We start from the raw sequence: 13,073 nt of genomic DNA, 5'->3' as shown, positions 1-13,073 counted from the left end.
AGAAGGAAAAAGAAGACACGAAGTTCCAATGACTCATGGCTTTAGGAGATATTGGGACAAGGTGATGATGGAGACCACAAAGAAGAGGGATACACTATCAGCACTTGTGATAAAGGAGCGCCTTATGGGCCATGACGGACTGGTGGGAACCGACAAGAACTATTACTGGACAGATATCCTGGACATGGTCCCAGATTATCTACAGGCTATGCCACACCTGATGATAAGCGAGGAGAATAGGCTTGCCCAAAAGCTTGAAGCTGAAAAGCTAGAAAGACAGAGGTTAGAGCAGACAAACCGGGAAAAAGATATTGCACTGGAGAAACTTGGCGAACTTGAGGCAAAGGTCCGGCGCATGGAAAGATACCAAATTAATACTCAAGACTAACGCGTTTATCCAGTAGTCTAGTTTTGTTGTTTGCTTTTGTATATAGTAGGAACAAGCCTGACAGATCTTTTTATCTCATCCATATTCATTAAAATGGAAATATCTGAAGGATCTAACAAATTTTTATCAAAAAATAATATCAAACCAGGATTTCGTGAAATTATTTGATCATAAATCAATGTTAAACGAAGAGTCTTTTATAGAAGTTTGCTGCTGAAAATTATTAGGTTTTGCATATGACAATAATGTATTTTAGAAAACATAGATCGCTGGGGGAATTTTTTGATTACTAGATTTTTTCCCTGCGCGCCAGCAGGTGATGGCCCATTTAGTCTTCTTCTCTTAGGCCAAGGATTCGAAGATGCTGAATTTTACTCCATTGTTGCAAAGGTTTGGAACGAAATAACTATTTTGCCATCATTTAATCAATTTAAGTTAGATGGACGTTATAGAATTGCGGTTTATTTTGATTCTTGTTTAACAAATGATTTTAAATTGCAACAGCAAAACAATGTAATTTCAGTAGATCCATCAGACTCACATCTGCTTTCTGATTACCTGAAAAATGCTATCATGCCAGATATTGATAAGACTCCCCTTTCGATTTGGGGAGAGAATTATTATGGACCTGTAGGAAGTTTGATTGCGATAATAAAGAAGGGGAATTCAGCTGGTGAGCTCTATCAAATAGATTATTCAGATACTTATCCCATACCATTCGTTGCGGTAATAGCTACTGGAGATTATTGGACCAAGGTAATAATTCGTGCCATAGGTGAACGAGAAGGTTGTTTAGCTAATGAATATGATTTACCAGGACCTGATTATGAAAAGGATCCTAATGATGGTCTCTACTGGGATCAGTATTTCCCACCTAATCTGATATTCATAAATGATGCACAGAGAACGGATCTTGATAACGGTAAGAATCCGTTAGAGGTAATACCTCGTTTACCCTTCTCTTGGCCTGTAAATGCAGGCGCAAGTCTTAAATTTTATCGATACGGCAGTGCTGATCCAAATATACCTGGAATCAAATTAGTGGAAGGAGGTGATGGTTACAGAAAGAATGTTTTGCATTCTGATTTTGATTGTTTAATGCGGAGAATTCCAAACTCTACTCAATATCAGATTCAGGCAGATGTTGACTTTTGTAAAGTTTGTTCATATGTAATTTTTAAAGCCATCCGAGGTAATTCCCCTGAAACTCAGAAAAGAATAGGTCGTCGATTAATTGGAAATCAACGCCTCCTTTATGATGAATTGAATTGGAAGAATACTGCTGAAATAACTGTAGATGCATCACAATCATATTCTATTGACTCTCAAAAGTCTGGAAGTGTTCCTAAATGGCAGTGTTCATTTGACATAACGCCAGATTCTGGTCTTCGCATAACGAGTCTAAAGTTGAAAGACAGAACTAATATTAATCAGAATATTGTGGATCCTTTCGATTTCGTCGAAGAGATAGTAAAAGAAATTTCGTTTAAAGATCTTTATGTAAAATTTAAGGGTGAGTCGGATCCGACATCTCTGAATATCAGCGACGCTTTAAGCAATTCTGATAATCCTCCCATATTGGAACAATCTACTGTAGGCGGGCCTGCTTCCAATTATCAGATAGGACTAAAACTTACTTTGAGCTGGAGTATTCCTAAAAAGTGTAAAGTTGAGGTAGCAATGAGCCTTGTACTTCGAGATCAAAAGAATGACTTTGATCCAGGGGGTGCTGCAATAGCTTGCAAATTTTATCCACAGATGTCTATGCGTTATAAGCGAATAGCTTCTAGTAAGGATGCTTTACCAAGTGTTGAATGGCTGAAGGGAACGATTGTTATCAAACCTGATAATGTAATTCCTTCTAGTCATAGTACAGATCCAATGCTGGGTGACATGAAACAAATGGCAAATGATGCAGTACAAGTGGTTTTATTGACAGATTCAAACAGTAGTAAATGGGACAATGTCTGGTATTGGAATAGATTTACGGGTGCTTCTACCTTCGCTAAGGCTGCACCCACTTGGGGAATGTATGGAGCTGATTGGCAGGCGGGCCGAAAGTTAGCACGAGTGAGGAATGATCCGTCGTTGGTGGCTCCTGATCCTAAAAATGTAATTGGAGCAACTGCTCTTCGAGGATTTCAATTTGAGATGAGCCCAGTATTACCTCATTGGTCGTGGTTGTTTGATTATGGTGTGCCTGCAGTTTTAGGAAATAGACCGTCTTTTGTTGGAGTATATTGTAGGGGCGAACAAACAGTTGATACAAAGAATGATGGTGGACTGCCACGTCAAACGGTCTTTGTATGGCCATCTCCAACTGACCAGAACAATCCATCAAAAAACTACAAGATGATTGTACGTAAAGTATCTCGACAGGGTACTTTTGATAATGTACATGTAAGTGCTTTTCATGGTCTAGACTCACGAGGTTTTTACAAAACGCCAGCACCATTCTGTGCTGAGTTATGCCTTCATCTTCATTGGAGGTGGGGAATGAGTGCAGTGAGCCCTGTCGGTAATATCAAATCGTACTTCATGGGTTGGGGAAATGGTAAACTTGATCAGGGAGCTGCGACAACTATTGGTGCACCTTTGATTCCTCCAAATCAACACCTCGATGTAAAAGTAAGTAGGAGTATTGCTGGAAATGAGGCTGAAATTAATTACATAGTCACTGCATATAATCCAAGCTTTAATGAACAACAGGTATTTCTTGAGCAAGGAGTAGGATTTGCATTTTCATATGCTGGACTCTCAGATGAACAAGTAGCTTTATTGGTTATAGGTACAGAAGTAATAATTCCCGATGCTTCTGTGAATCCTTGGAAAGACCCTGCAAAAGATATAGTATCGAATTTACAGTCACTAGATGCTAGGGCTAAAGACATGAAAATCAGAATGTATTTTGACAAGATATACGATCAAATAAGATGGTATGATAATACAATAGATGATATACCGAAAGGCAATAATGTGCAACAAATACCCTCTATACTGGATCCATCCGACTCGAAAAATTTGCTGGCTCCACAAGAATTGGAGAATATGTAAATGTCAAACTATGATTTTATAATTAAAATCGCTAATTCTGTTCTTGACGCTCTGCAACCGCTTCAGATTGCCATAAGTGATCAAACCGCTGCGTCCTTCAATTCATTGCTTATCAAGTATGGCTGGCAACCCCCCTCCGATAAATCATATCTTGTTGCGATCGCCCCGATTCTTGATATTTCGACTAATGTTGAAAAAGCGATAACTGCCCTTGATTCTCTATTGACATCTAATGAAGTGTCGGCAGACGATTTGAAAACTGCACTAAATGCAGTTATCAAGGTCGTAGGAGACCTGCAAAATCTTTCCACAACCGTCCCACCAGCTGGACTACCATCGCCCTTCTCTCAAGATATATTTTGGAAGGCTTTCATTCCAGACCTAATTGATGATCTAATAGTCAATTACTTTGAAACTACTAATCCCACAGTATTTGCTTTGTTGTGTTTTCTTGGCATAATAGATGAAGAATCTTCTCCTGCAAATGGATTCGTTGGACGTATCGACTATACCAGAACAGCAATGAACTGGGATAGATTAATTTCGTTTTTCACAGATCCCGCCAATCTTATGAGGGAGGTATACGGTTGGAACAGTTCGCTAAATTATGATAAATTTCTAAGTCGATTAGAACGCATAATTTTAGCACTCGGTTGGCCTGCAGGCCGTAACAAAGCAAACAAATCGTTAATGTCTAATTACTATGATGATAGTAATCCAGTTGTTTCAACTCTTCGAGAATTGAATATTCCCTTACTTATTGAAGATTATTTGGATATTGGCCACGTAGAGTTTGGTCTAACAATAATGCCAATTCCTCCAAAGAACCAGAAAGATGCAGCACCAAGCGGTTTCCTAATCGGTCCTTACCTAGAGGGAAAGGTAACCGAGGAAATCCCACTAACAGGTTCCCTTGTGTTTAGGCTTAAAGGAGACCTAAAGAGTGATAGCCCAGTCGCAATTGAGATACGACCAGATAAGATTGGTGCAAGTTTAAGCACGAATCCCCTCACTTATGATCTAGGAGCAGAATTATTTGGCAAACCATCTTCTCCTTGGATCTTATTTGGAAGCGAAAACTCTCATAGGCTTGAACTTGCCGATTTGTTACTTGGTCTTTATCTTAAAGGTTCGGTAAGTGACCCTGAACTTCAGTTTGTTTTAAGCGCAACCAGAATGCGATTAGTTTTAGATTTTTCTGATAGTGATGGTTTTATCCAAAAGATTATCGGTACAGATCAGGAAACATTTGATTTTGGAGGTACCCTCACATGGTCCTCCAAAACTGGTTTGCATTTTAGCGGAAATGCCAGATTTCAATTTATAGTACCAATAAATAAAACGATCAGCATTTTTGAATTGGATTCTCTAAAACTTGCCATTGAACCTAGTGATAAAGGAATTGAACTTGACATTGGAGTGACTGGAGGTGTTGCATTAGGGCCAATAGAAGCAACTGTAGATAACATAGGAATCAAACTTTCTCTCGAGAAAGTTTCCGATATTAAATCAACTGGATTGTTAGGCGATCTCGATTTTGAATTTGGCTTTAAACCTCCAAATGGTTTAGGTCTATCAATTGATGCAGGTTCGGTAACTGGTGAGGGATACATTTCCTTTGATGAGGATAAGGGCGAGTATGCAGGATTTTTCGGACTATTAATCGATATTCCTATGCAAGATATTCAGGTAAGTGTATTTGGCTTACTTGACACAAAAATGCCAGATGGCTCACAAGAGTATTCGTTTCTTCTGATTGTAGATGCACAATTCCCGCCCATCCAGTTGGGTTTTGGTTTTACACTGGACGGCATCGGAGGACTAGGCGGTGTTAACAGGTCAATGTCAACCGATGCATTACGGGCTGGAATCAAAAATAAAACATTGGACGACATCCTATTTCCAGACCTTCCGGTTGCAGATCCTTCTCAAATGGTTAGTAACATATCGACTGTTTTTCCGATAGCCAAGGGTCGATACGTATTTGGACCAATGCTAGAGCTTGGATGGGGAGACATTGTCACAGCAGAAATAGGTATCGTACTAGAAGTTCCCGATCCAGTCCGTATCGCAATACTTGGCATCTTCAAGGTAATTTTACCACAACAAGATCCTGAGGCTGTTGTAAAAATACAGATAGACATAATTGGTATAATTGATTTCCAGCAAAAGAGCTTCTCACTGGATGGTGCTCTGTATGATTCCAGCATCGTCAAGTATCCTCTAACTGGGGACATGGCAATGCGTCTTAACTGGGGCAACAATCCAAACTTTGCAGTCTCAGTTGGAGGATTGAATCCTCGCTATCAACCTCCTCCAGGTTTTCCAACTCTGAAACGCTTGATGATAACGATGGGTGACTCAGATGCCGGTCTGAGCTTTAGCACCTATCTTGCAGTGACATCAAATTCTGTGCAACTTGGGGCTGATCTTGAGTTACATGCATCAGCCGCTGGTTTTACAGTTCATGGCTACTTGGGATTCGATGCACTCTTCATATTCAATCCCTTCTCATTTATTGTAGATGTCAGGGCAGGTCTAGATCTGCTTCAGGGCAGCACAAAGATAATGGGAATCGATCTTAACTTGACATTGTCGGGACCAAGTCTCTGGCATGCGGTTGGGAGTGCAAGCGTCTCGTTTCTGTTCTTCAATGTCACAATTCCTGTAAACATTACAATTGGTGAACAAGACAACTCCCAGCCGCTCTCGCCGGTCCCAGTCATTCCCTTATTGGTACAAGCGTTAAATGATTCAAGAAATTGGAGCGCAACAATACCTGATGATGCCACACAAATGATCACATTAGCAAAAACAGACTCTGGCAGTGCTGATCCATCATCCATACTGGTACATCCACTAGGACAGCTTACTGTACATGAAACCGTTGTACCTTTGGGCATCTCAATTAACAAGTTCGGGAACAACACTCCTGCAGATGCAGACAAACTTGACATAACTTCTGTTACAATTGGAGGAAATAACGCGGACATTCAAGACAACGATGATTATTTTGCAATGGGGCAGTTTGAGGAGATGAGTGACTCTGACAAGTTATCTGCAAATCCATATGAATCCCACAAGTCGGGTGAAAAGATAGGAGCAGGTGGCTGGAAGTCAGGGTCAATCTCTGACTTGAATCTAGGATATGAAACATTCATTGTGGATGATCTTACTGCTCCAAGTATCCCACTGCCAGGCCTTTACAGAATGGCTCTCCAAGTGCAATTAGCCCTAGTCAATGGTGGTGCTGCCGCATTCTCTCTTATCCGTACCACCGGAAATGTAAAGTTTGTCACTCCGGAAATGTCAAGTCCCATCTCAATCACTGATACAAAATATGTAATTGCTAGCAGTGATGATCTCTCTGTAAGGACAGACCTCTCACCTACTGGTACTGCATGGTCATCTGCCAAATTTACTCTTGACAATTATCTGCAGACACATCCTGAGAAAGCTGGTTCACTCCAAGTAATTACGGTTCAGGAGACACAAACTGCAAAGGTTGCGGCGGCATGAGCGGCAGCGAACAGGAGCTGGGACAGTTTCATTTTCTTTCATGGACAAGGCGAGGATTTGGAGCCAATCTAACTAATCCGGATCCACTTAGCGGATCAATTCCATATCGTGGATCCTTGGATGTATCTTTGCAGGTGGAAACAGAATCTGTCGGTGGTTCATCGATGCAACCATATAATTATGCCGGCTCAGACCAGACACTTTCTTCACCGCAAAAGACAGTTAACATGTATGGTCCGATAGATGTCAAAGGAATTGATAAACGTCAAGTTTTCAAAACAGAGCCTCCGGATGGGACGCTGAATTTTGAACCAAACTATTTTGCAGGAATAGAGTTCACTGACCCAGATTTTCCCTGGATACTTACACCAGCAGCTCCAAGTTCCAATGTCTCCAAAAATCCCAATAGCTTAAGGCCTTGGTTGGTACTGATCGTTCTAAAATCCGATCCTGCTCCAGCGGAATTTGACTCCTTTGACTTGAGTGCCAAGCCTCAGCCAGTTGTAAGTGTGATAGACTTGGCTAAACTTCCAGATCTTGCTGAGTCTTGGGGATGGGTTCATGTCCAGATATCTGGTTCTGATAGTGATATTTCTACAGCAATTTCAAATAATCCAAAACAAGTGATTTCTAGAATCTTGTGTCCTAGGCAACTGAGTTCAAAAACTTCTTACACTGCATTTCTTGTTCCAGCCTTTGCTTCTGGCGTGCAGACAGGTTTGGGTACGCAAGTACAAATTCAGAATGGAACTTTGGATGAACCCGCATGGCAGCTAAAAGATAACTTGGGCCATGCAGTTCACGGTCCTATCAAACTGCCGGTATATTATTCGTTCAAGTTCAGTACTAGTGATCAGGGAGATTTTGAATCATTGGCACGCAAACTGAAACCACTTACCTCGCCACCAGATGTAGGATTGCGTCCAATCGATGTTTCTGATGTTGGTTGGGGGTTGCCACCTGCTACCACCGATACTCCCCCCGTCTTGGAAATTGGCGGCGCGATGCGTACGATAGAAACGGTAAGTGACTGGTCATCTGGTAAATTAACATTTCAAAATTCGCTAACTACACTGTTAAACGAAGCTGCAGATCCATTTAGTGATGATCCAACCAATCCCAACCCAAATGATCCTTATGTCGGACCTCCTATCTACGGGCGATGGCATGCGCTTGTGCAAAAGATTGATCCTACAACTCCCGTTGTATGGCTTGATGATCTGAATTTGGATCCAAGGTTCAGAGCTGCAGCCGGACTGGGTACTCAGGTCGTCCTGCAACAAAGATCTCAGCTAATGGCATCTGCATGGAAACAGTACGACGGACTGCAACTAGCAAATCAATTACTTCGCTATGGACAGTTTGCTCGCTCTGGATCGCAAATGATTTACTCAAAAAACTTTCTAAATCTTGCACCAGAAGCATTACTTCCCATAACACTTCAAGTGCACGGGAGAATCGCAAATGGATCAAATACAGTGCGAGCTGCCGTTATAAACAGCCAATTCCCAGTAAGGGCATTATCAGGTACCTTCCGGAGGATCATACGTCCTCTAGGGCCTATCAGAAGACGCCAGGGAACGGCAATAACCTCTTTGCATTATGGAATCATAACGCGTCTTAATGCCACAACTATACTTCCAAAAGTAAATCTGCCGGGAGGTCTTGTTCCTCTTGATGCCGTATCCGATGAGCTCTTCCAGCGCAAGGTGCCCGACTGGTTGTTGTCAATACTGGAATATCTGGACTGGATAATCATAGGTGTTGCAGCAGTTGCTGACATATTGTTGCTGGTATTTGGCAGTCTAGGTGGTTGGCTTCCACAAGCAATTGCTGCCTCATCTGCAATTGCAGGAGCTGCTTTTGCAGCAATAAGGCGGTTTAAGAAAATTGAAGATAAAGCAAAAGTTTCACACTCGATGAGATTTTCCAACATCACGCCGCAGGCGTTTTCACAAATTCTTCCCCAGCCTACTTTTCAAGTAACAAAGGCTGGTCAGCCAATGCAACCAGTTCCATCTGGAAATGTTTTACACGACTCGCCTGATGCAAAAGCTTTCAGAGCAGCAGCTATGCAGCTTGCAACAGCATTTCAAGTCATAGTTCAACCAGTCACTCCGCCGAAAATGGTGCCCTTAGATTTGCAAGGTTTGAGAGATACAATCATTGGTAAAATTGATCCAATGGTTACCGTTCCAGCAAGACTGCAGTACCGAATACAGCTGGCAAAATCCTTCAATTGGTCCCCGCCCGATCCAATTACCCCTATAATGGCTGCTCCAAGTTTCCCACAACCGATGTACTATCCATTAAGGGATATCTCAAAGGAGTGGGTATTGCCTGGCCTCAAAGATGTCCCACAAAATTCATTATCACTTGTAGAAACCGATGACCGTTTTATCGAATCTTACATGGTGGGATTAAACTGCGAGATGGCCCGGCAACTTTTATGGAATGGCTTTCCAACAGATCAACGTGGGAGCTATTTTAGGCAATTCTGGGATGTAAGCTCGTATGTGCCTACTGCAGATGATCTGAAGCTTTCACCAAAAGATCTTCAAGAGAAACTATATGACATTCCACCTATTCACACTTGGTTTCCTACCAACTCACTAGGGGAAAACATGCAGAACAAAACGGGTTTGGATACGACACGTACTATACCAAATCCTCCTCAAAACCTCCTTGTTCTTTTGGTACGGGGCGAGCTTTTACAACGCTATCCAAACGCCATAATTTACGCATGCAAGGCAGTGTGGACACAAACAACTGATGATAATGGTCGGCAGGTATGGACTCGTCAACCAAGTAACTTGACCTCTGATGAGATGCATCCAGTGATACGAGGAACACTACCTCTAGACGTAACGTATTTCGGATTTGATATATCCGTTAAGGACGCATACGGTTCCAAGGATCATACGCAAAACTATGGAGGCTGGTTCTTTGTAATACAAGAGCATCCTACAGAACCTAAATTTGGTTTAGAGCTTACTCATTCCGGTCCGGTATATCAATGGGCTGATCTCTCCTGGGATATCGTACCGATTCAAAATGGTTATGCCTCAGTAACTGGGTCAATAACATCAACAGATCTTCAAATTCAACCAGTCATAGATGACAAGCCAATACCTCCTGGCGATACAAGAACTCCTGACAATCCCAATGATCCTAATAACAGCTGGGGAAAAGATGCAGCGCAAACGGCATACATAACCATACGAAGGCCAGCAAGGGTAGCAATACACGCCGATACAATGCTTAACTTCCCCCCACTAATCTCAATTTCTTCACCATCTGATCTGTTACAACTTGATACTCAAACAATAACGGTTACAGGTAGTGCGGCTGATTCTGTATTTGGTGTACAAAAAGTGGAGGTATCAATTGACGGAGGGGAGTTTAACTTGGCAAATGGTACTACATCATGGAAATTTAATACTAGTCCGCTTTCAGATGGGGTTCATACAGTAACTGCAAAAGTTACTAACCAATCAGGAGACACTGCGACCACCTCAGTCACCGTTACTATCAATACACAGACTGGCGGAGCTGGAGGCTGAAATGGCAATCCATAGTCGATCGACACCAGTTAACCCCGAACAATCGATCGCCACAACTCCGACGCCGGTACAAGATATAACCATAAATCTTTCTCCAAACATCCCATTCCTTCTCTTTCCCGTCAGGATTGAGACCAAATTTATGAACATGGATACAAAACCTGAACTGTGGTTGAGAATTTATCCAGATCAAATATCTATCGATTCACACAATCCTTCTCTGACAGTAGATGAGAAAAGTGCAGGAGATACATACTGGCAAGCACTTGGACAGCCTAACTCTGATGGCAAGGGATTGTGGAAAACAATGGCCTCCAATTATGGACCAACTAGAGCAGCTTATATTGTTCAACAAACAAATCCCAAGCCGTCGCCAAGTCAAGACAAGTGTACTAAACCATATGCCAAGGCAGTAAATGCATCTGTTGTAAGCTGCCTTCCAGACCAATGGGTTGTGTACCTCTACCAGGGAGGCAATGAACAACAAGTGGTTTTTCCTAACAAAGTAAAGCAGTTACTGACAGTAATTCCAGACGTTGCCAATATGCCATCTCCAGATGATCCATCTTCAAAAGAAGCCGGTTACACGATGCCTGCAATAGATGATAATATGAAATGGATGGTGGATTTTGACACCGCGGTGGAGGCAGGGATGGCGGTTCGCATATCCCTTGTGGGCACGGCAGTTAATGGATTTGATAAAATAATTGTATTAGGTTATCAAGATACCAAAGATATAGAGAACCTTCCACAACTCAATTCCCAATCCGTAGTCGATTTGTTAAATGCACATCACTATACTGATGGCCTAGCATTTGTACCGCAGGGTGCACCAACCAAAAATACCAATGATGCTACTTCAGCATTTAGTACAAAGGATCCAGACTTTTCTAGAAGTTATTCTACAGAGATAACGGATCTTCTACCAACAGATTCGATGTCAAACGCACTGATAACCGCATCAGCCCTAGGGCTTGACTCCTGCGTATTCAATCATGTGCAATATGCAAACTCTACAGAGCAAAAGAACTCTAAAGACATGCTCGTTGCTTTCTGGCCAGCAACTCTAGGATACTTTCTGGGACAAATGTCAAATGTTTTCAAGCCAACCGATATTGCTAATGCAAGAGACAACTTTGTCATACCATATCTGAGACCACGGGGTCCAATACCTTCAATCCTAGTGGGAGATACGCCCTATGGGATACTGCCAGTCACTTCGCTTGATTCTTGGACTGATGGGCAAAATGTTCTGGTAAATGGCCTCGTCAAAATCTTAAAAATTGCTCGTAGTGTCTGGCTCCAAAGTGCAAGTTCAACTCCTCGTATACTTGGTTCAGCCAATCCAGATGATGATCTTCTTGGCGTATTAAGCATGGATGCAAGCTCAATGAGATATCGTGGTAGAAGCGTACTTGGTCCCGCCTTTCTTTGGAATTTGCTAAACTGGTCTGCATCTGGTGTAGATGACTCTATCCAACAAACATGGTGGCAAGACAATCAAATGGCCGACAAGGGTCTTCTCAACCAGTTTGGTTTGCCATACGATCCTTTCATAATTGGAACTGCAATGTCGCCTAACACGTTCGATGTTCCATTTCCGACGGTGCAGTACTCTCCATTATCAGAACAAAAACCTACAACACTAGATTACAAATCATCACCTGGAAAGCAAGACAATGATATGAACTACCTTAACTGGTTGCAAACTGCTTCAGCAGATCAATTGTTGAATACCAGCTATCCTGCTAGCCCTACACCTACATCTTTACTTTTTAAAATATTACGGCATTCACTTTTGCTTGAATTTGCTAATACTGGAATGGAGGTACAAAATCTTGATGCCACTCAATACCGTGAGCCCGAACTTGTAGATGTTGCCCAAGGTGAAACTACAGTGACTTCGGTCAGAATTTTAAATCAACAAGTTTCTGGTCAGCCGAGTGGGATCACTACATCTATCTATATGACACCTTTGATATTGGCAAAATTCAACTCATTTGTTCTCCAAGTGAGAGAAAGCATAGGGCGGTTGGCCATTGTATCTTCTGCAGAGCTAGATAGATTACTCACAGAAACCCTTGATGTTTGCAGTCATAGACTTGATGCATGGATAACAGCAATAGCTAATTACTTGTTACAGATACGACAACAAGAAAACCAAAACCTCAAGCAAAGTGGGGTATACTTGGGGGGGTATGGATGGGTCGAAGATGTGCGACCAAACCAGAACAAACCATTACCCGTCGCGGGACGGGAAAAAGACGCCCTTGTACAACTCAATAACGACTGGAAGAATAAACAATACACAGCTCAAATAGATGTTGCCAAAGTATTGCAGCCAAGTGTTGACAACGAAGGGTATGTTCTTGCCCCGTCCATGTCACAGGCAGCAGCTGCTGCCATACTAAGAAATGGATATGTCACACACCAGAAATCACCAGATACCAAATCTTTTGCAATAGATCTGTCATCGCAAAGGGTAAACAATGCTCTATGGCTTTTAGATGGAATAAGACAGGGCGAGTCACTTGGAGCACTTTTGGGAT

The 13,073-nt window shown here is 42.0% G+C and carries 3 protein-coding genes and 2 pseudogenes; all 5 read left to right on the top strand.

What is annotated here, in order from left to right:
- Positions 1-388 (top strand): annotated as a pseudogene (locus tag DYY66_RS10995) (hypothetical protein); the annotation flags it as partial.
- 282 nt (positions 389-670) lie between these two features.
- Entirely contained in the window at positions 671-3,442 is a 2,772-nt protein-coding gene (locus DYY66_RS10990) for a hypothetical protein (RefSeq protein ID WP_166289301.1), read from the top strand.
- Positions 3,443-6,961 (top strand): DUF6603 domain-containing protein, encoded by a 3,519-nt coding sequence (locus DYY66_RS10985; protein WP_166289298.1) that lies wholly within the window; start codon positions 3,443-3,445, stop codon positions 6,959-6,961. It begins immediately after the preceding gene.
- A complete protein-coding gene (locus DYY66_RS10980; protein WP_166289295.1) occupies positions 6,958-10,524 on the top strand; it encodes an Ig-like domain-containing protein in 3,567 nt (1,188 codons plus the stop codon). Before DYY66_RS10985 ends, DYY66_RS10980 begins: the two co-directional genes overlap by 4 nt.
- Position 10,525: 1 nt before the next feature.
- Positions 10,526-13,073, top strand: a pseudogene (locus tag DYY66_RS10975) (hypothetical protein); the annotation flags it as partial.

Origin of the sequence: Candidatus Nitrosotalea sp. FS (genome assembly GCF_011319475.1) — an archaeon.
Classification (GTDB): Archaea; Thermoproteota; Nitrososphaeria; order Nitrososphaerales; family Nitrosopumilaceae; genus Nitrosotalea.
This window is presented reverse-complemented; position numbering and strand designations above follow the sequence as displayed.

Coding starts and splice junctions, on each gene's coding strand:
- DYY66_RS10985 (WP_166289298.1), top strand. CDS start 3,443: ATGTCAAACTATGATTTTATAATTAAAATCGCTAATTCTGTTCTTGAC.
- DYY66_RS10980 (WP_166289295.1), top strand. CDS start 6,958: ATGAGCGGCAGCGAACAGGAGCTGGGACAGTTTCATTTTCTTTCATGG.